This is a genomic window from Bradyrhizobium viridifuturi (assembly GCF_001238275.1).
In the GTDB taxonomy this organism is placed as follows: domain Bacteria; phylum Pseudomonadota; class Alphaproteobacteria; order Rhizobiales; family Xanthobacteraceae; genus Bradyrhizobium; species Bradyrhizobium viridifuturi.
This window is the reverse complement of sequence record NZ_LGTB01000054.1, coordinates 1-18,365: the sequence shown is the minus strand read 5'-3', so window position 1 is coordinate 18,365 and position 18,365 is coordinate 1. Positions and strand designations below refer to the sequence as shown.

18 protein-coding genes and 1 tRNA gene are annotated in these 18,365 nt (G+C 61.1%); 12 read left to right on the top strand and 7 right to left on the bottom strand.

Going from position 1 to position 18,365, the window contains the following annotated elements:
* The first annotated feature begins 9 nt into the window (after positions 1–9).
* The 8 genes from trbE (at position 10) to ALC15_RS42455 (ending at position 8,021) form a co-directional block, all read left to right on the top strand.
* Entirely contained in the window at positions 10–2,451 is a 2,442-nt protein-coding gene (trbE, locus tag ALC15_RS35930; RefSeq protein ID WP_050631375.1) for a conjugal transfer protein TrbE, read from the top strand.
* Complete coding sequence (gene trbJ / locus ALC15_RS35925; RefSeq protein ID WP_050631374.1) at positions 2,448–3,176, top strand: P-type conjugative transfer protein TrbJ; 729 nt, start codon at positions 2,448–2,450, stop codon at positions 3,174–3,176. Before trbE ends, trbJ begins: the two co-directional genes overlap by 4 nt.
* The gene (gene trbK-alt / locus ALC15_RS42460; RefSeq protein ID WP_094194324.1) at positions 3,176–3,544 is read left to right on the top strand and encodes a putative entry exclusion protein TrbK-alt; all 369 of its coding nucleotides are present in this window, start codon (positions 3,176–3,178) and stop codon (positions 3,542–3,544) included. Before trbJ ends, trbK-alt begins: the two co-directional genes overlap by 1 nt.
* A complete protein-coding gene (trbL, locus tag ALC15_RS35920; protein ID WP_050401244.1) occupies positions 3,541–4,770 on the top strand; it encodes a P-type conjugative transfer protein TrbL in 1,230 nt (409 codons plus the stop codon). Before trbK-alt ends, trbL begins: the two co-directional genes overlap by 4 nt.
* Before the next feature lie 93 nt (positions 4,771–4,863).
* Entirely contained in the window at positions 4,864–5,547 is a 684-nt protein-coding gene (trbF, locus tag ALC15_RS35915) for a conjugal transfer protein TrbF (protein WP_050631373.1), read from the top strand.
* Positions 5,544–6,578 (top strand): P-type conjugative transfer protein TrbG, encoded by a 1,035-nt coding sequence (trbG, locus tag ALC15_RS35910; RefSeq protein WP_050401246.1) that lies wholly within the window; start codon positions 5,544–5,546, stop codon positions 6,576–6,578. The genes trbF and trbG overlap by 4 nt, the downstream gene beginning before the upstream one ends.
* Entirely contained in the window at positions 6,575–7,780 is a 1,206-nt protein-coding gene (locus ALC15_RS35905; RefSeq protein WP_050401247.1) for a TraB/TrbI/VirB10 family type IV secretion system protein, read from the top strand. Before trbG ends, ALC15_RS35905 begins: the two co-directional genes overlap by 4 nt.
* Positions 7,781–7,784: 4 nt before the next feature.
* Entirely contained in the window at positions 7,785–8,021 is a 237-nt protein-coding gene (locus ALC15_RS42455; RefSeq protein ID WP_083992257.1) for a DUF2274 domain-containing protein, read from the top strand.
* A 195-nt stretch (positions 8,022–8,216) separates the two neighbouring features.
* Here the strand turns inward: ALC15_RS42455 and ALC15_RS35895 are convergent, their stop codons facing one another.
* The 3 genes from ALC15_RS35895 to ALC15_RS35885 all read right to left on the bottom strand — a co-directional run bounded on the left by ALC15_RS35895 (position 8,217) and on the right by ALC15_RS35885 (position 11,343).
* Positions 8,217–9,125: a TauD/TfdA dioxygenase family protein gene (locus ALC15_RS35895; protein ID WP_050401249.1), complete on the bottom strand. Its 909-nt coding sequence runs from the start codon at positions 9,123–9,125 to the stop codon at positions 8,217–8,219.
* Positions 9,126–9,380: 255 nt separating this feature from the next.
* Positions 9,381–10,052 carry an HAD family hydrolase gene (locus ALC15_RS35890; RefSeq protein WP_050631372.1) on the bottom strand — a complete coding sequence of 224 codons (672 nt, stop codon included), beginning with the start codon at positions 10,050–10,052 and terminating at the stop codon, positions 9,381–9,383.
* A 661-nt stretch (positions 10,053–10,713) separates the two neighbouring features.
* Entirely contained in the window at positions 10,714–11,343 is a 630-nt protein-coding gene (locus ALC15_RS35885) for an FMN-binding negative transcriptional regulator (protein ID WP_050401251.1), read from the bottom strand.
* Positions 11,344–12,337: 994 nt separating this feature from the next.
* On the opposite strand from ALC15_RS35885, the gene ALC15_RS35875 reads away from it, so the two are divergent.
* Positions 12,338–12,610, top strand: coding sequence for a hypothetical protein (locus tag ALC15_RS35875; RefSeq protein WP_128089672.1), 273 nt, complete (start codon positions 12,338–12,340; stop codon positions 12,608–12,610).
* Positions 12,611–13,383: 773 nt separating this feature from the next.
* On the opposite strand, the gene ALC15_RS35870 is transcribed toward ALC15_RS35875, so the two are convergent.
* The 3 genes from ALC15_RS35870 to ALC15_RS35860 form a co-directional block, all read right to left on the bottom strand.
* Positions 13,384–13,458, bottom strand: a tRNA-Val gene (locus ALC15_RS35870).
* A gap of 113 nt (positions 13,459–13,571) precedes the next feature.
* Positions 13,572–14,867, bottom strand: a complete 1,296-nt coding sequence (locus ALC15_RS35865; protein WP_050631370.1) for a coiled-coil domain-containing protein — start codon at positions 14,865–14,867, stop codon at positions 13,572–13,574.
* Between the two features lie 148 nt (positions 14,868–15,015).
* Positions 15,016–15,621, bottom strand: coding sequence for a DUF1134 domain-containing protein (locus ALC15_RS35860; RefSeq protein WP_050420523.1), 606 nt, complete (start codon positions 15,619–15,621; stop codon positions 15,016–15,018).
* Between the two features lie 153 nt (positions 15,622–15,774).
* On the opposite strand from ALC15_RS35860, the gene ALC15_RS35855 reads away from it, so the two are divergent.
* Positions 15,775–16,239: a YHS domain-containing (seleno)protein gene (locus tag ALC15_RS35855; RefSeq protein WP_050631369.1), complete on the top strand. Its 465-nt coding sequence runs from the start codon at positions 15,775–15,777 to the stop codon at positions 16,237–16,239.
* Here ALC15_RS35855 and cysQ read toward each other — a convergent pair whose 3' ends face one another.
* A complete protein-coding gene (cysQ, locus tag ALC15_RS35850) occupies positions 16,240–17,067 on the bottom strand; it encodes a 3'(2'),5'-bisphosphate nucleotidase CysQ (protein WP_050631368.1) in 828 nt (275 codons plus the stop codon).
* Between the two features lie 151 nt (positions 17,068–17,218).
* On the opposite strand from cysQ, the gene chpT reads away from it, so the two are divergent.
* Together chpT and ALC15_RS35840 are read left to right on the top strand one after the other, a co-directional pair.
* A complete protein-coding gene (gene chpT, locus ALC15_RS35845; RefSeq protein WP_050631389.1) occupies positions 17,219–17,866 on the top strand; it encodes a histidine phosphotransferase ChpT in 648 nt (215 codons plus the stop codon).
* Between the two features lie 201 nt (positions 17,867–18,067).
* Positions 18,068–18,365 (top strand): Hpt domain-containing protein (locus ALC15_RS35840; protein WP_172803629.1); only part of this gene is annotated, 298 nt, incomplete at its 3' end.

Genomic DNA, 18,365 nt, shown 5'->3' with positions numbered 1-18,365 from the left:
TTCTCGGTCATGATGAACTTTGCCGAATATCGTCATTCAAACGCGCGTCTCGCCGACTTCCTTCCCTGGGCAGCCCTCGTCGACGAGGGAATCATCCTGAACAAAGACGGCTCGTTCCAACGGACAGCAAAGTTCCGGGGGCCTGACCTCGACAGCGCGGTGCCGGCCGAACTTGTCGGCGTCGCGGGTCGCCTGAATAGCGCCCTGCGCCGTCTGGGATCTGGTTGGGCGGTCTTCGTTGAAGCGCAACGCCATTTTGCGGGTGCTTACCCGCCGAACACCTTTCCGGACGTTGCGTCTGCGTTGGTCGACGCCGAGCGCAGAGCTCAGTTCGAAGAGGCGGGCGCCCACTATGAGTCCAGCTATTTCCTGACCGTCCTCTACCTGCCCCCGGAAGAGGGCGCTGCCCGGGCAGAGCGACTCCTCTATGAGGGCCGGAATCGGACCGTCGGAGCAGACGCGCGCGAGGTGCTCCGCAGGTTTGTCGATCAAACCAACCGCGTGCTGCAGCTATTTGAAGGATTTATGCCGGAATGCGCCTGGCTCGATGATCAGGACACGTTAACCTACCTGCACTCGACGATCTCGACCAAGCGTCACCGCGTTCGCGTGCCCGAAATTCCGATATACATCGATGCGCTGTTGGCCGACCAGCCGCTGACCGGTGGGCTAGAGCCGATGTTGGGCTCAGCCAACATTCGGGTCCTCACGATTGTCGGCTTTCCGGGCGCCACGACCCCGGGAATCCTGGACGACCTGAATCGCCTGCCCTTCTCGTATCGTTGGTCGACCCGCGCGATCATGCTCGACAAGACCGACGCCACCAGCCTGCTGACCAAGATTCGGCGGCAGTGGTTCGCCAAGCGAAAGTCCATCGGCGCCATCCTCAAGGAGGTCATGACCAACGAGGCGTCGACGCTGCTCGATACCGACGCGCACAACAAGGCGCTTGATGCCGACGCGGCGTTGCAGGAACTGGGGTCGGATCAGATCGGACAAGCCTTTGTCACGGCAACCATCACCGTGTGGGACCGCGATCCGAATGCGGCCAACGAGAAGTTACGGCTGGTTGAGAAGGTCATTCAGGGGCGGGATTTCACCTGCATGGTCGAGACGGTGAACGCCGTCGAAGCCTGGCTCGGCAGTCTGCCGGGACACGTCTACGCCAATGTGCGGCAGCCACCGATTTCGACTCTCAACCTCGCCCATATGATTCCGATGTCGGCCGTGTGGGCCGGTGAGGCGAGGGATCTGCACTTTAAGGGTCCGCCTCTGTTGTTCGGCAAGACGGAGGGATCAACGCCGTTCCGCTACTCCCTCCACGTCGGCGACGTCGGTCATACCCTCGTGGTGGGCCCGACCGGTGCCGGCAAATCCGTGTTGCTAGCTCTGATGGCGTTGCAATTCCGCCGATATCCGAATTCTCAGGTCTTTGCGTTCGATTTCGGCGGCTCAATTCGGGCGGCCGCGCTCGCCATGGGCGGTGACTGGCATGATTTGGGCGGCGCCTTGTCTGACGGAGACGAAAACCCCGTCGCGCTGCAACCGTTGGCCTGGATAGATGATCCTTCCGAGCGCGGATGGGCCACCGAATGGATCGGCGCGATCCTGGTACGGGAGAAGGTCGAGGTCACCCCGGAGGTCAAGGATCATCTGTGGTCGGCGCTGACGTCTCTCGCCTCGGCACCGAGGGAAGAGCGCACCCTCACGGGTCTGTCAGTCCTGCTGCAATCGAACTCCCTAAAGCGCGCCTTACAACGTTATTGCCTCGGCGGCCCGTCCGGACGCTTGCTCGATGCCGAATTCGAGCGTCTTGGCGAGGCGTCCGTCCAGGCGTTTGAGACCGAAGGTTTGATCGGAACGAGTGCTGCGCCCGCCGTGCTGGCGTATCTCTTCCATCGTATTGGTGATCATCTCGATGGCCGGCCGACGCTCTTGATTGTCGATGAGGGTTGGCTCGCCCTAGACGATGAGGATTTCGCGGGGCAGCTCCGGGAATGGCTGAAGACGCTTCGGAAGAAGAACGCGTCCGTCATCTTCGCCACACAGTCGCTTTCGGACATTGATGGCTCCGCGATTGCGCCGGCTATCATCGAAAGCTGCCCAACGCGATTGTTGCTGCCGAACGAACGGGCGATCGAACCGCAGATCACTGCCATCTACCGTCGCTTCGGCCTCAATGACCGCCAGATCGAGCTTCTGAGTCGGGCAACGCCAAAGCGCGACTACTATTGCCAGTCTCGTCGCGGTAACCGGATGTTCGAACTTGGCCTTGGTGAGGTTGCGCTCGCATTCACCGCAGCCTCTTCCAGGACAGACCAGGCTGCCATCTCGCAACTCACCGCCGAACATGGACCCGACGGCTTCGTGGCTGCCTGGCTCCAGCACCGCGGTGTCGCCTGGGCGACAGATCTGATCCCCAATCTCGTCAATCTGGAGAAATCGCTATGAGACCTCTTGGCCTATTGGGGACCACGGCCGCCTTCGCGTTGCTGCTTGGCGTTACGCTGCCCGCACGGGCGCTGATCGTCTTTGATCCAACCAACTACGTCCAGAATGTTCTGACGGCCGCGCGGGAGCTCCAGCAGATAAATAATCAGATCACCTCGTTGCAGAACGAGGCGCAGATGCTGATCAATCAGGCAAGGAATCTGGCAAACTTGCCGTATTCGTCGCTGCAGCAATTGCAATCATCGATCCAGCGCACCCAGCAATTACTGGCCCAAGCCCAGCGCATCGCCTACGACGTGCAGCAGATCGATCATGCCTTCTCGACAAGCTACGCGCCAGCGACCAGCAGCCAGTCGAACCAGTTGCTGATCTCCAACGCTCAATCGCGATGGCAGAATTCCTATGCTGCGACGCAAGACGCGCTTCGCGTCCAGGCCGGCATTGTTGGCAACCTCGACACCAATCGAATCCAGACGTCAGCGCTCGTAACGTCAAGCCAGAGCGCCAGTGGCGCCCTGCAGGCGACTCAGGTCGGCAACCAGATCCTCGCGCTACAAGCCCAACAACTTGCCGATCTCACGGCTGCGGCGGCGGCGCAGGGCAGGGCGCAGAGCCTCGAAGCGGCTCAGCGCGCCTCAGCCCAAGATCAAGGACGAGAACAGCTTCGGCGGTTCCTGACACCGGGGCAGGGCTATCAATCCTCCAACGTGCAGATGTTTCACTGATGACCGACGTAAAGGCATTCAAGGCGTTGTCTCTGCTTACGACAATCGGTCTGGTGGCCGTCGCGGCCTGCACGATTCAGCTGCGTGGCGGGGACGATTCTCCGCCGGCACCGAAGGCGGAGCAGACGACCGATGCAACCGCCTCCGATCTCGCACGCTGCCGCGGTGTCACTCCGGAGGAAACAGCGGGCTATCGGCATTGTAAGCGCGTCTGGGACGAAAATCGGCGTCGTTTCTTTGGCAAGAAGGATAGCGCTGCAGCTTCCGGCCACGATCGCTCAACCAGTTCGATAGCTGTCTCAAAGGATCAAAGCCGGATCCCTCAGGGATATTCGAACTTGGCGACACCTGAGGCGAACAAGCCATGACTGGTACGGGGATCATTGACCAGTTCCTGGAAACGTTCACGCGCTATATCGACAACGGTTTTGGGCTGCTCGGCAGCGATGTCGGATATCTCGCAACAACCCTTGCTGCGATCGACATCACGCTCGCTGCGTTGTTCTGGAGTTGGGGACCGGACGAAGACATCATCGCGCGCCTCGTCAAGAAGACGCTCTTCGTGGGGGTCTTCGCCTACCTCATCGGAAACTGGAACAGCTTGGCGCGCATCGTCTTCGAGAGCTTTGCCGGTCTTGGACTGAAAGCATCGGGCGCAAGCCTGTCTGCATCGGATTTCCTGCGGCCGGGAAAGATCGCCCAAGTTGGACTCGACGCCGGGCGGCCGCTACTGGATTCGATCTCCAGCTTGATGGGCTACATCAGCTTTTTCGAGAATTTCGTTCAGATCGTCGTTCTCCTGTTCGCCTGGGTCGTGGTGTTGCTCGCCTTCTTCATCCTGGCGATCCAGCTCTTCGTCACCCTGATCGAGTTCAAGCTCACCACGCTAGCCGGCTTTGTGCTCATTCCATTTGGCCTGTTCGGCAAGACCGCCTTTGCCGCGGAACGGGTTTTGGGCAACGTCATATCATCAGGGATCAAGGTCCTGGTCCTGGCTGTCATCGTCGGCATTGGATCGACCCTGTTCTCGCAGTTCACCGCTGGCTTTGGTGGCAATCAGCCAACTATCGAAGACGCGATGACACTGGTGCTCGCGGCGCTCTCCTTGCTGGGGCTTGGTATCTTCGGTCCGGGTATCGCAAACGGCCTGGTGTCGGGCGGACCTCAGCTCGGCGCGGGCGCCGCGATTGGAACAGGCCTTGCTGCCGGCGGCATTGTTGCGGCAGGCGCAGGTGTTGTTGCCGGTGGCGCTGGCCTCGCTGGTGGGGCGATTGCAGGCGCCGCGCGCGGTGGCGGCGCTGTCATAAGCGGAGTATCAGCCGCCTATCGCAGCGGCGGCCTTGCCGGCGTAGCGGAGGCTGGCACTTCGGCTGCCATGAGTCCGTTACGTCGTGCGGCGGCTGCGCTCGGCGGAAGTGGGGAAGCCGGCGCACAGGCCGCGAGCACCTCGGCCGAAGGTCAGCCCGATTGGGCGCGGCGCATGAAGCGTGCCGAGACTATTCGGCACGGCGCATCGGCAGCCGGCCACGCGGTTCGCTCAGGCGATCACGGCGGCAGCGGCTCCTCCGTCGATTTGTCTGAAGGAGAGCGCTGAGACGCACCACTGCACCCCCAACGCAGAGCAGCGCCTCAAATTCTTCCCTCGCACGACTTGAAACCGATCACTTGATCGCAGGGGCAAACATCGATGTTCAAACGACCATCAGTTCACTACGGGCGCATGCCCGAACCGATCACGCCTTATCAAAAGGCAGCCCAAGTTTGGGACGAACGCATTGGATCTGCCCGCGTGCAGGCCAAGAACTGGCGCTTGATGGCGTTCGGCTGCTTGACGTTATCAGCCGGTCTCGCAGGTAGCCTTGTTTGGCAATCGGGCCAAGGCTCGATCACGCCCTGGGTGGTCGAAGTCGATCAACTCGGCCAGACACAAAGGGTTGCGCCGGCCAACATCGACTATCAACCCAACGACGCTCAGATCGCTTACGATCTGGCGCGCTTTATCGAAGATGTTAGAGGTCTGCCCGCCGACGGCATCGTTCTGCGCCAAAACTGGCTCCGGGCCTATGATTTTACGACGGATCGTGGCGCCGCTGCGCTGAACGACTATGCGCGCAACAATGACCCCTTTGCCAAGCTGGGTAAGGCGCAAATTTCTGTCGACGTCTCGAGCGTCATTCGTGCGTCGTCGGAAAGCTTCCGGGTCGCATGGACTCAGCGCACCTACGACAACGGATCGTTGAGCTCGACGGAGCGTTGGACCGCGATTCTTACGATCGTGATCGAAACGCCGCGCGATGCCGAACGCCTGCGCAAGAATCCCCTTGGCGTCTACGTCCGCGCCATCAACTGGTCAAAGGAGTTGAGTCAGTGACCAAGACGCCGTCTGACGTTCATTCGAAGCGTTTCCTCCCGCACAGCAAGCTCAATGTGCCTCGGCCCGAGTTTGTGACCTCAAAGCGAGCGCTCCTGTCGGCGCTCTTGCTTTGTTTGTCGGCGCTCGGCGGGTGCGCGACCTACGTGCCGCCAAAGATCAGCTATGACGCGGAGGTCCCGCCGCTGCCGGTTGCTCCAGTGGCACTGGACGACAGCTCGCGGCCGCTTCACGTTCCACCGCTCTGGAAGCCAACTCTCGGCGGCAAATCGGCCGAGAAGGAAAAGCCCGAACCCGTGAGCCGGGTTGAGACGGCAAACAGCGCAGCGAGGGTCGAACCGCGCAAACGTGGGTATTTCAACGCGGCGCAAATCTACGCTTACAGTCCTGGCGCACTCTATCAGGTTTACGCCGCGCCCGGGCAGATCACGGATATCGCGCTCGAGGAAGGAGAACAGTTGACGGGAGCAGGGCCGATCGCGGCCGGAGATACCGTACGCTGGGTCGTGGGCGATACCGAGAGCGGGAGCGGCGACACACGGCGCGTCCATATCCTGGTCAAGCCGACTCGAGCTTCGATTGAGACCAACCTAGTGGTCAATACTGACCGGCGCACTTACCTGATCGAACTCCGCTCCCGCGAGCGACCATACATGCCGTCTGTTGCCTGGTACTATCCAGAGGCGGTACGCGAACGGTCGCGTTCAGCTGCGCTGAAGCCCGTTCTTCCGGGGCCGGCGCAGCGCATCTCCCGCTATGCTATCGAGGGGGACAGTCCTCCCTGGCGGCCGCTCGCCGTATATGACGATGGCCGCAAAGTCTATGTCGAATTCCCGCAAGGCATCGTGCAAGGCGAGATGCCTCCGCTCTTTGTCATCGGTCCAGATGGCAAGACCGAACTCGTCAACTATCGCGCTTACGGCAACGTATTGATTGTCGATCGACTCTTTGCAGCCGCCGAGCTGCGGCTCGGCGGCGAGCACCAGCAGAAGGTCCGTATTGTCAGGACCGACGGGAGGCCGTCGTCATGAACAATGGAAACGATCACGAGCAAGCAGTTCCGCCGGCGACACAAGGCGAACCGTCCCAAAGCTTCCGCTTGAGAGCTGAGCATCCGCGCGTCACGCGGTTGTCGCGGAAGGTCTTGGCCGGCGGAAGCGCCGTTGCATTGCTCGTCATCGGCGGAACTGTGTTGTGGTCGCTACAGAGCAATCGCTCCCGTAATCAAACGGCCGATGAGCTTTACAGTACCGACCACCACAATGTTGCGGACGGCATTACGACGCTGCCGAAGGACTATGCTGGCGTTCCGCGCCAACCCGTCCCACAGCTTGGTCCGCCGCTCCCCGGGGATCTCGGTCGACCGATCCTTGCCGCCCAAGGTCCGTTGCCGACGAGCGGGGCCGATCCGGACCAGCAGCGCCGAGATCAAGAGACCGAGGCAGCCCGCATCAGCCATTTGTTCGCCGCGACCAATGGACGAGACGTGCGTCCAGCCGCCGCCCCGGCTGTTGGAAGCGACCGCGCCGTGCCACCGAACTCAACGAGCAGCGGCGATGACGGATCTGCGCAGAACGGCCAGGACCGCAAGCTTGCCTTCGTGAACGCCTCTGCGGACCGTCGTACGGTCAGCCCTGACCGCATCACCAAGCCAGCTTCACCGTATATCGTGCAGGCTGGGACGGTCATTCCGGGAGCCCTAATCACCGGGATTCGATCAGACCTTCCAGGCCAAGTAACCGCGCAGGTCACCGAAAACTTATACGACACGCCCACCGGTCGGTTCTTGTTAGTGCCTCAGGGAGCGCGTCTGATCGGTATATACGATAGCCAAGTCACCTTCGGCCAGTCCCGCGTTCTGCTGGTCTGGACGCGGCTGATCATGCCAAATGGACGTTCCGTCGTTCTCGAGCGGCAGCCTGGCGCTGACACAGCAGGGTATGCAGGCCTCGAAGACGAGGTCGACAATCACTGGGGTGAGTTGTTCAAGGCTGCGGCGCTTTCGACGTTTCTGGCGGTGGGGACTGAACTGGGCGCCGGTTCGGACACCAACAGCAACGACAGCGCAATTATCCAGGCATTGCGACACGGCGGCTCGGACTCACTGAACCAGACCGGACAGCAGGTGGTTCGACGCAGTCTCAACATCCAGCCTACTTTGACCGTACGACCTGGTTTCCCGGTTCGTGTTCTTGTCAATCGTGACCTCATACTTACGCCGTATAGAGGGTGACAACATGCCAAAGCTCAAAATAGGAGAGCTTCCAGATGACAAGCCGGTCAAAGTGAGCGCGGAGCTGCCGGCGGCCGTGCATCGCGATCTCATTGCATATGCAGAAGCCCTTACGCGTGAAGGTGGTCAAGTGGTCGAACCGACTAAGCTCATCGCTCCCATGTTGGCGCGCTTTATGGCCACGGATCGAGGATTTTCTAAATTGAAACGTGGCGGCCGCGTACCGGTCGCCGGCGAATGACAGTGATGCTCGAGGCTTCTCGAAGCTGCCGGTCAAAGCTAACAGTACGATGCATCAACCGAGACGCTGCCGGGTTTGGCCCGTGAGCTAAGATATCGCGTCGGAAAGCGTGTTCCCGCGTCTGCCCCGAAATAACTCTGATTGCCCGGGCTTTCTCCGTCTTCAGACGCAAGAGCGCCTGGCGTCGATGGGCATTTATTCGGTCACCCTCAAGCGCGGTACACTGCTCCGGCCGTCGACGCTGATAGGCACGTCGCCCTCGATTGTAGCCCGACGTACGACGCGATGCCCGTCCCCGTAATCGTTGACGGCGTAATGCTGCGTTGCGCGGTTATCCCATATCGCGATATCGCCCACTAACCAGTTCCAGCGCACAGTGTTTTCGGGCGCGGTGATATGAGACTGGAACAGATCGAAGAGCTTTTGTCCGTCGTATTTGGAGATCCCAACAAAGTGCTTCACCAAAGCGCCGAGCACTAGCGTCCGCTCGCCTGTTTCGGGGTGGACGCGCACGACGGGATGCTCGGTCTCAAAAACCGTTCTGGTGAATACCTCGTCGAAGTGTTTCTTGTCCACCTCGCGCACACGCGCGATCCCGGCGTAATCGAAAACGTTGCTGTGAACGGCCCATAGCTCCTCGGCAAGCCGTTGTAGCGGCGGCGGCAGATCGAGATACGCGGAAGCTGTGTTCGACCACACGGTGTCGCCTCCGAAAGCTGGCATTGCTACGGCCCGCAGGACTAAAATCTTGGGATAGGCATCGGCGAAGGTCCCATCCGCATGCCAAACATCGGCGCGACCGCCGCCGCGAGTGGAGTCCAGCTCAAGGAGCGAGGCCGTCCCCTTGGCGGCGCCGAGCATCGGATGCGGCGTTAGCTTTCCAAGACGAGCAGCAAAGCGCTCCTGTTCAACGTCATTGAGATGTCGTTGGTTGCGGAAGAAGATCACCTTGTGCTCGAGAAGCAAGCTGTTGATCGCAGCGATCGTGCGGTCCGGTAGATCGCCCGATAGCTCGATATTTTTGACTTCGGCACCGATGCGCGCTGCACGTTTCAGAACATCGGCGCCCGGAATGACGTCACCGATCAAAGCCGTTGTGCTCATGTTGTTTTTCCAAGGCCTTGAAGTTTCTGCTTTTCGAGGCGGATGATCTTCAGCAAGCAACGTGCCAGGCGAAAGAAGAACATGTAGTCCCCATGGCAACGAATTGCGCTATTTGGCGCGAGTTATCGGACCAACCGATGATTCGACCGAGCGACAAAGAAGCTCGATCGTCGACCTCACCCACCGAATATGGTGCAAAGAGAGCGGCAGCCGACGGAAGACATTCAGTTATGTTATTTCGATCACTCAACTGCCCTAAAAAAGGCAATGCTTCCGTAAGATTGGTAATAATTCATGATGATCATAAATCATGTAGTCGGGCCCTGCCGCGCGTAAGCGCCCTTCGGAAACATATCCACCCACGATTGATACGTTGATAAGGCCAAGATTGCGGGCAATCTCGGTCTCAACTGGCATATCGCCCACGATGACAGTTCTTTCTGGGGATAGATCATTAGCCTGCATATACAAGCGCAGCCGTTCTTGCTTGCTCATGCTCCTAAACTGAGTTGCGCGGCTATCAAATGCCAAGATGTCGGTGACGTGAGTCTTGATCCCAAGTCTTCGCAATTGTGTGCGAATTGGTCCAACAATGTGGTTGCTGACAATGACGGTTTGGATGGCTCGCTGATCAGCGGCGAGCAAAACATTTCGAGCCCCTTTACGTAAGGCCGCGTTGCGCGCCAGGAACTCATAAGTGTCGTGAAAAATGGCGTTGTCGTTGCTCTGTACGACTTCGATTTCATCTTTCGACATGTCCAGGTTGCGGAAAAGAACCGAAGGAGGAAGTTCGAACTTCTCTCGAAGCTTGTGCATATCCACAGCTGCGCGACCGAAGCGGCTTAAAATTGTATTGATGGTTTGCAGCACCGCGTTGGCATCATCGAGCAGCGTGCCATTCCAGTCGAAAATAATCGCGGATTTCATGCATAAACCTAAGGCAAATGTGGTCGTGCGATAGAATGTGTTCGAGACTTAGATATTTACTGGTCTACATGTCTGGAGCGATCGTCGCGGTTCGAACAGAGTCGTCACGGATGCAACGCGCACCAGGGAGCTGAACGGGCGGACTGTTCTTCCGAGGCGAGAGGGCGGGTGGAGAGCGTGAGCATTGTTGCTTCTTTAGCTCTGTTTCTGGATCGATTTAGTTGAAGCAATGGCCGTGCCAGCCAGCGTTGGCATGCAATAAGGCCGGAAGGGCTTTGGAAGGTCTCAACGCTTACTATGCGCGCCGACCTGACACGACATTGCGTCTCTGTCAGAATACGGACAAGACTCTACACGGTGCGTAAGTTCAAGCTGACCGTTCCGTAAGTGAATTCTGCGAGTCAATCGATGGGCCAGGTTGATCTCTCCGAGACCGGTTCATTCTGGTGAGGCAAATTGGGTTCTCAGTACGCGGAATACTAAGTCGAAGCATCCGGGTTGTTGAACAACTTTCGACTGAGAGGACGCCGCTGCCGCCAATCCGCAATGCCTCGACCGGCGTTACGGCAAGACTAATGCCGGTGGAGCCCGTGAGAGCTGCAGATGTAGGCTTGCTCTTTGTCGACCGGCCCTGTTGGCGCCAGTCATGCACATTATAGCCTCAGCCCTGAATCAGGATAAGGGCTGCAACTTCCTGATCCCGTGGCAGTATGCTCACCGCCAAGCCGGTGGCGACACCAAGGCGGTCAGGAGCGGGGCGGTTTTGACTCATCTTGCGCTTGCCTTCGACCTTGGTGATGGGGATGCGCACGCCGACGATCTCACGCAACTGGGCGGCGATGAAATCCGCGGGAGCATCGCTGACGGCCCAAGGCGTCGCACGTGACGTCTCATGGATATTCGTCAGACGCGTCACGATTTCAAGCAGGCGATCGGGATCCTCGAAGAACTCGGTCGGCCCATGGGCGTGGACCGCGATGTAATTCCATGTCGGCACCACATGTTCAGATTGTCGTTTGCTGGGATACCAGGATGGCGTCACATAAGCCTCTGCGCCAGCAAAGATCGCGAGAGCTTCTCCGATCGGGGGCGTGCGCCATTGCGGATTGCCCTTCGCTAGGTGGCCGTACAGCGCGCCGTGTTCGCCTTCGCTCTCATCGAGAAAGAGCGGAAGAGGCGTCGCAAGGGGCCCGTCTGACGTGGCCGTGATCAGGTTGGCCAATCGGGCGCAGCGGATTGTCGCTCGAATGTTCTCCAGGTCGTCATCTCGAAAGTGGGGGGGTATGTACATGGAGGTTCTCCGTTGGAGGTCGTCGAGATAAACCCAGGTCAGTATGCTAGAAAACTGCCAGTTTCAGTCGCCCCGTAGAGGTTCCACGTTGGATCGAGCCGCCTTGCTCGTCGCCCGGCCGGCTGATGATCGCACCCCCTCGCACTTCTGGGGCCGCGAAGACGCTGAGCAAGGCAATTGTGATGGACCAAGCGGCAAGTCCGGGTGTACCGGTACGGTGCCTCACGGGCATGATTGCGAGCCGGGGCGACGCGAGCGCGCACTGAGAGGGGCCGCTGGACACAAGAGCCGTTGGCTCGACCGCCGCTGGAGGATCTCGTCGCTTGGCAACAGCTTCGTCAATACCGATGAACACAACATCACCATCTTCCAGAACGGGGATGGTTCATGGGGCGGCAGGCTCACCGAAAAAGCCGCAGGACGTTTCGTTACGGCGAGACGGCGATATGAATCCGAAGCGAAGCCCAAACTGGCCGCGTTAGACGGGATGATCTTCCTGAAAGATAGACGTGGTTGGGATGGATAGGGCGCCGCCTGTCGGTCTGTTACGTTTCGTCCGGTGGGTTTGTCGAATCGCTTTCCCCGCAATTCACCGATCCGATCCAAGAGTCGCTGGCCCGTCCCAACAAATATCTTTCTACCAATATCCGCATGGACATAGCTGGTTCGCGAGAGCCACCGGGGCTTAGGACTCCACACGATTCGAACTGTCTGTCCACAGGCGAACGACTATGGCAACCAACCCGGAATGGCGGGCTGCGGCGCGCCAATTGCGCGGCATGTGGGAACACAAGGCTTGGCCCGACGGGCCGCTCGGCCCGGGTTGGGCCAATGCATTCTCCGATTGGATCGAGAAATTCGGTTTCTGGCGCGTCTCGGACGCGGTTCAGATGGCGTCGGCTCCCCGTCTGAGGACGGCGAGCGGTTGCCTCCGGACATTCGGGACATTCCAAGATACGCCGTGGTAGAGCGCGGTGAGGATCGGGAGCCCGGGATGAAGGGCTGTTATCCCGTCCGCGGCAGGATGCGCTTGAAATTTTACTGCTCGGAAGGCGATGACGAAGTCCTCAAGCTGCTAAGGCACGCAATGCGCGCGGGAGTTTTAGAGTCCGCAATGCACCATGCCGTCGATGATAACACTACGCTTGAGCACTGCTTTGCGGCGATAGGTGTAGACCGCACGACATTCCGCATTGCCATGGGGCATCCGATGTTCGACGTGTGTCCCAAAGGACAGCAGGTCTTCGTCCGGCAAGATCCAGAGTGACGAGTTTGGGAGGCCTATCTGCGGAGGACGAGTGGCCGGGGCGCGCCGATCAGCAGGCTGGGTGGCTGGTATTTTCCGAGTCGTTTTCCACCGGTTGATCCCCGCCCAAGAAGGCGAGGCGGTGAGACCGCCCCAGCGAACGATCAACTCGCGACACGTGCTATTCAATCCTCGTGGTCAGCGTCCTTTCCGCTAGATTTCTCGGCCTGCTTCGACGATCGCCTGCGTTCCTCACGATCTCCTTGCGAAGACGCTGTTTGGCGCACATGCGACGATTCCTGACCGGCGCGCCGGGCGTCGGCGGGCGGCCGGAATCTTTGGTTCGGCGTCGGCGCGAAGCCATCCTCGGAACCCGCATTCCAAGGATTAGAAATCGGAGCGGATCCGGAACCGGACCGCCGGCGGGAACCGCTCGCACCCGGTTTCCGGCTTAACTGTCGTCGGTGGAATCGAATCCTTCGAACGCCGGGCGGGCTCTCCCGTCGCCCGGCGTCAGTTCGCCTGTCGCGCGAAATCCCAGTTCGTCGCGCGTGGCACCTGAGCAACAGCAGCGAAGACGCTGCTGGCAGGCTCGTAGGTGCAGCCGAGGGGTCCGCCTACGATGGTATTCGGATCAGCCAAGCGCATTGATCAGCCTCGAAATCGCAGCGGCCGGACAGGAAGCGATTCTTGGCTAGCCGTGCCGCAAGCGATGTGCCCCCGTTGTGCCCCGACTCCTCTGGGGCACACGCTAAGGGAATCAATCTATTAAATCGTTGAAATCTGGAGCTAAATGGTGGACGCACAAGGGATCGAACCTTGGACCTCTCCCGTGTGAAGGGAACGCTCTCCCGCTGAGCTATGCGTCCGGGATATGACGTGCCAAAGGCCGCTGGTCGGCGGCCGGTCGATAAAGGCGCTTCGTCAGAGCGTGCGATTTACGAAGTGCCGGGTAGGGGTGTCAAGCCAAACCCTGCGTAAATCAGGCTCCCTGCTGGCGGGCGCGGGAGGCGTGTGACTGCAGCGCCCGGATGCGTTCGGCGAGCGTGCCGCCGCCTTCGGGCATCCCGCTGCCGGGGGCGGCGCCGTTTGCGGCACCGTTGGCCGGCTTGACGGCGGCCTTGGCCGGCACGGTCGGCTCCGCCGCCAGCATGGCCTCGATCGCCGAATTGGGGCCCTCGAGCTGGATCGCGAGCTTGGCCACTTCGGCCGCGATGTCGTTGATGCGCTCGCGCAGCAGCGCGTTCTCCATCCGCTCGGTCGCCCAGGAGCTCTCGGCCTGTTGCTGGATCGCGTTGATGTCGCGCTGCAGCTTGCCGCGCTCGTCGCGGGCTGTGCGCAGCTGCTCCTCGAGCGCGGCCTTCTCCTGACGCAGCTTCTCGAGCACGGACGATTTGCCGCCTCCTGCCGCGGCGATCTCCTCGCGCAGCTCCTGCACCGTCCGCTCGGCGGCGGCGTTGGCCTGCTTGAGCTGGCCGTTCTCGAACTCGCGCTCGGCGAGTAGCTTGCCCTGGGTCGCAAGCCGCGTCTCCAGATCGGTGACGCGGTTGCCGAGCATCTCGGCTTCCTTGACCTGGACGATCAGCTGGCGGTCGAGGTCGGTGACGCGCTGGCTCAGATTCTCGACCCGGCCGCGCGCGTCGGTGAGATCGCGGGTGACAGTCTCGGACTGGCTGCGTTCCTGGGCGAGGCGGGCCTCGGTCGCGGCGAATTCTCTGGCGGCATCGCCGACCCGGTTCTTCAACTCCTCGACCTGGGTCCGCACCGCGACCAGCTCGACCTGGCGGCTGTCGGCCGTCATCGAGCGGTCGCTGAGCTCGGCGTTGATCCTGCCAAGCTCGCCCTGCTTGTCGGTCAGTGCCTGCTCGGCGGTGCGCAGCAGCTCGGTCTTGGCGCCGAATTCTTCCTCGGTGGCGCGCAGCTGCTCCTTCATCGCCTTCTCGCGCGCCTCCAGCGCGAAGATCGCGGCGTTCTTCTCGCCCAGCTCGATCTTCATGCGGTTGATCGCGTCGGTCTTCTTGCCGAGCTCGGCGAGCTGGCTCGTGGTCTTGCTCTTGAGCTGGTCGACGCTCATCTCGAGCCGGCGGGCCGACATGGCGAATTCGGCGCGGAGCTGGTCCTTGTCGGCCTGGATCTCGGCCATCGACAGCGGGGTGGCCGCTTCCATCCGGCGCGTGGTCAGCCGCACCGCCCGGTTATGCACCAGCGGCACGATCATCAGGCCACACAGCATCGAGATCAGGAAACCGATCGCCGCGTACATGATCGGCTCGATCATGAAAGATCACTCCAGGAAAAGAAGAAAGAATTTGTTAATCACAATGCCACGGCGGGCCAGCCGAAGGCCAGCCCGTTTGCCGCGTTAAGGTGAATCGCTAACGGGTGCCGGTGCGCCCCGGCGCATCACCCGACTAGGGGTTTGCGACCTAGAACGGGTTCCAGGTCGCGCGCGGGGTGTATTTGAGATAGCCGACGCTGGCGCCGAGCCGCAAGCCGATGCCCGAGCGAATCGGGACCAGCACGATGTTGTTGGCGGTCAGTGCCGTCATGCCGAAGCCGCCGACGATATAGGCGGAGCCGTCGATGCCGACGAAGCGCTGGTAGATCGCCTGCGTCGAGGGCAGGTTGTAGACCAGCGTCATGGTGCGGGCACCGTCGCCGCCCCAGTCGAAGCCGACCGAGGGGCCCTGCCAATAGACCCGGAGGTCGCCGGCGTTCTTGGTGTAGAGCGTGCCTTCGCCATAGCGCAGTCCAGCCACGAACGCGCCGGAGCCTTCCTCGCCGAGCACATAACCGTTGGGCAGACCCCATTGGCTGACCGCGCGCTCGATCACCGAGGCGAGCCCGCGCGAAACGTTGCCGAAGAACTTGTGTCCGGCGCCGACTAGTTCGTCGGGCCCGTAAGTATACGGGGTCGGTTCACGCTGCGGCGGCGGATATTGCGGTGGTGGGGGCTGCTGCGCGGACGCCCCTGCGCTCCAGCACATCAGCGCGGCAAACGCGACCGCGGCAAGGCGTGATGCGAAAGTCATTAAGAACCCCTGCTATCGAAATCCGGGCGTTGCCCTTTAACCTGATGCCAACAGGCACGGCTCTAGGTTGCGCCCAGTGTCCCCTCGATTCGGATGTTATCGGTATCAACTATGACGGCACAACGGCAGGAAAGATATGGATCGTGCCGGGGCATGGCGTTTTTCGGCCTGTTGGCGGGCATTTTGGCGGCCATCTGGCCCGCTTTGCCTGTTCGGGCCACCACGACCGAGCGCGTGGTGACGAACCGCTACTCCGGCCTTGCGATCGAGGGATTCGATCCCGTCGCCTATTTCACCGACGCTGCCGCCACCCAGGGGCGTCCGGAATTCGAGGCCGCCGACAGCGGCGCGGTCTGGCGTTTCCGCAACGAGGGTAACCGCGCCTCCTTCGTGGCACATCCGGAAATCTATGGCCCACAGTTCGGCGGCTATGATCCGACCGATCTGGTGCGGGGCGTGACCTGCGCCGGCAATCCGCGCTTCTGGGCCGTCGTCGGGAACAGGCTCTATCTGTTCAACCGGGAACACAGCCGCGACGCCTTTGCCGCCGATCCCGCGCGCTTCCTGAAGCAAGCCACCGCGCGCTGGCCGGAGCTGGAAGAAAATCTCGCGCAGTAATCACGGCGCCGCGGCCGGGTCGCCCCATGCGATGAATTCCGGCACCAGAAAGTTTTCGCGGCCGAGCCCGAAATGCAGGGGGTGCCCGTGCGAATCGGTCACCTTGCCGCCGGCCGCAACGATCACCGCATGACCGGCCGCCACATCCCATTCTGAAGTGGGCGAGAGCCGGGGATAGATATCGACCTCACCCTCGGCGACACGGCCGAACTTGACCGCCGAGCCCAGCACGGCGCGGACGGCGTTGCCGCGTACGTCGATGAAGGCCTCGGTGCGCGGATCGCCATGCGAGCGGCTGACCGCAACCGTCCACGGCGCGCCGCGCGGCGGACAAGGACGGGTTTTGATCGGCTCGGCCTGCGAAACCGCATTGCCTTGCAGCGTCAGCCGCTCGGCGCCCTTGCCGACGATGCCGCGCCAGATCAGTCCGAGCGCGGGTGCGCCGACGATGCCGAGTAGCGGCACGCCATGCGTGACCAGCGCCACATTGACGGTGAACTCGTTGCGGCCGGCGACGAACTCCTTGGTGCCGTCGAGCGGATCGATCAGGAAGAAACTGTCCTTGTAGGGCGGCGTCGCCAGATGCACGCGCTCCTCCGACAGCAGCGATATATGCGGTGCCAGCCGTGTCAGCCCCTCGACGATGATGTGGTCGGCGGCAAGATCGGCCTCGGTGACCGGCGAGCCGTCACTCTTGCCGGTCACATGCATGGCGGAACGGTTGACCGCGAGAATCGCCTCGCCGGCCCGGATCACAAGTTCGGTCAGTGATTCGAGCAGCGTGGCGGCCTTGTCGCAGTCGACGGTGGCCGATTGTGCCTTATTCATGAGCGGGTCTCATATCCTGTTCGTCTTCCCCTGAGATCATGATGCCAGTCCCGCCGCAAGCTGGCAGCATCCGTCTGCCCGGTGTATCAAGCCGACAGGCATGCGTGATTCGCACTCCTCGATCGGCGTGCGGCTTTCCAGGAAACAATTGATGTCTGGCACTTCGTCTCCCGGTCCCGCTCCCGATGCACTCGAGCTCGCAGCGCTGCTGTGCTCGAAAGTCTGTCACGATCTCATCAGTCCGGTCGGCGCGATCGTCAATGGGCTTGAGGTCCTTGATGACAATCCGAAGCCCGAAGATCGCGACTTCGCACTCGATCTGATCCGCAAGAGCGCGAAGACCGCGTCGGCCCGGCTGCAATTCTGCCGGCTGGCATTCGGCGCCGCCGGTTCCTCCGGCGCGCAGATCGATCTCGGCGACGCCCAGAACATGGCGAAGGGGCATATCGAAGACGGCAAGGTCACGCTGACCTGGAATTTGCCGCGGCTGCTGCTGCCCAAGAACCGGGTCAAGCTGCTGCTGAACATGCTGGTGATCGCGCAGCAGACGATCCCGCGCGGCGGCACGCTCAATGTCGATCCGGTCGGCGAGGGTGACGCGACGATCTTCCGGATCACATCCGCCGGGCTCAATGCCCGCGTGCCGCAGAACATCGTCGATATCCTCAACGGGACGTCGGCGAACACGGTCGATGCGCATGCGGTTCAGCCATACTACACGCGCCTGCTCGCGGAAGCCTGCGGGCTGAAGGTGACGCTCACGCTCGACGGCGACAAGGTTATTGTCGCCGCAGCCTGAAGGCAGCCGCGCGAACATCATTAATCAAAGGTTACGACCGGCCGCGCGATTCAATCGCGCGGCCTTATCTCTTTGTTGATCCCGTTCTTTTCCATTTACTCAACCAAACTTAAACGCTTTGCGGAGAAGCTGACCCAAGTTCGTCAGGCGCGTGGATGTCGCGCGCCGCAGCGTTTTCGGCGTTTTTCGAAGGTTGGTTTCATGGACGATCTGTTGCGCGAGTTCCTGACGGAGAGCAGCGAGAGCCTGGATACGGTCGACAACCAGCTGGTGCAGTTCGAGCAGGATCCGAACAACGCGAAGATCCTGGACAACATTTTCCGCCTTGTGCACACGATCAAGGGGACCTGCGGCTTCCTCGGGCTGCCGCGGCTGGAAGCGCTGGCGCATGCCGGCGAGACCCTGATGGGCAAGTTCCGCGACGGCATGCCGGTGAAGGCCGAAGCGGTGACGCTGATCCTGTCCTCGATCGACCGCATCAAGGAGATCCTTGGCGGGC

Bases quoted from the DNA above. Each gene is read 5' to 3' on its own strand.
- trbE (WP_050631375.1), top strand. From the start codon at position 10: ATGATGAACTTTGCCGAATATCGTCATTCAAACGCGCGTCTCGCCGAC.
- trbJ (WP_050631374.1), top strand. From the start codon at position 2,448: ATGAGACCTCTTGGCCTATTGGGGACCACGGCCGCCTTCGCGTTGCTG.
- trbK-alt (WP_094194324.1), top strand. From the start codon at position 3,176: ATGACCGACGTAAAGGCATTCAAGGCGTTGTCTCTGCTTACGACAATC.
- trbL (WP_050401244.1), top strand. From the start codon at position 3,541: ATGACTGGTACGGGGATCATTGACCAGTTCCTGGAAACGTTCACGCGC.
- trbF (WP_050631373.1), top strand. From the start codon at position 4,864: ATGTTCAAACGACCATCAGTTCACTACGGGCGCATGCCCGAACCGATC.
- ALC15_RS35905 (WP_050401247.1), top strand. From the start codon at position 6,575: ATGAACAATGGAAACGATCACGAGCAAGCAGTTCCGCCGGCGACACAA.
- ALC15_RS42455 (WP_083992257.1), top strand. From the start codon at position 7,785: ATGCCAAAGCTCAAAATAGGAGAGCTTCCAGATGACAAGCCGGTCAAA.
- ALC15_RS35895 (WP_050401249.1), bottom strand. From the start codon at position 9,125: ATGAGCACAACGGCTTTGATCGGTGACGTCATTCCGGGCGCCGATGTT.
- ALC15_RS35890 (WP_050631372.1), bottom strand. From the start codon at position 10,052: ATGAAATCCGCGATTATTTTCGACTGGAATGGCACGCTGCTCGATGAT.
- ALC15_RS35885 (WP_050401251.1), bottom strand. From the start codon at position 11,343: ATGTACATACCCCCCCACTTTCGAGATGACGACCTGGAGAACATTCGA.
- ALC15_RS35875 (WP_128089672.1), top strand. From the start codon at position 12,338: ATGAAGGGCTGTTATCCCGTCCGCGGCAGGATGCGCTTGAAATTTTAC.
- ALC15_RS35865 (WP_050631370.1), bottom strand. From the start codon at position 14,867: ATGATCGAGCCGATCATGTACGCGGCGATCGGTTTCCTGATCTCGATG.
- ALC15_RS35860 (WP_050420523.1), bottom strand. From the start codon at position 15,621: ATGACTTTCGCATCACGCCTTGCCGCGGTCGCGTTTGCCGCGCTGATG.
- ALC15_RS35855 (WP_050631369.1), top strand. From the start codon at position 15,775: ATGGCGTTTTTCGGCCTGTTGGCGGGCATTTTGGCGGCCATCTGGCCC.
- cysQ (WP_050631368.1), bottom strand. From the start codon at position 17,067: ATGAATAAGGCACAATCGGCCACCGTCGACTGCGACAAGGCCGCCACG.
- chpT (WP_050631389.1), top strand. From the start codon at position 17,219: ATGTCTGGCACTTCGTCTCCCGGTCCCGCTCCCGATGCACTCGAGCTC.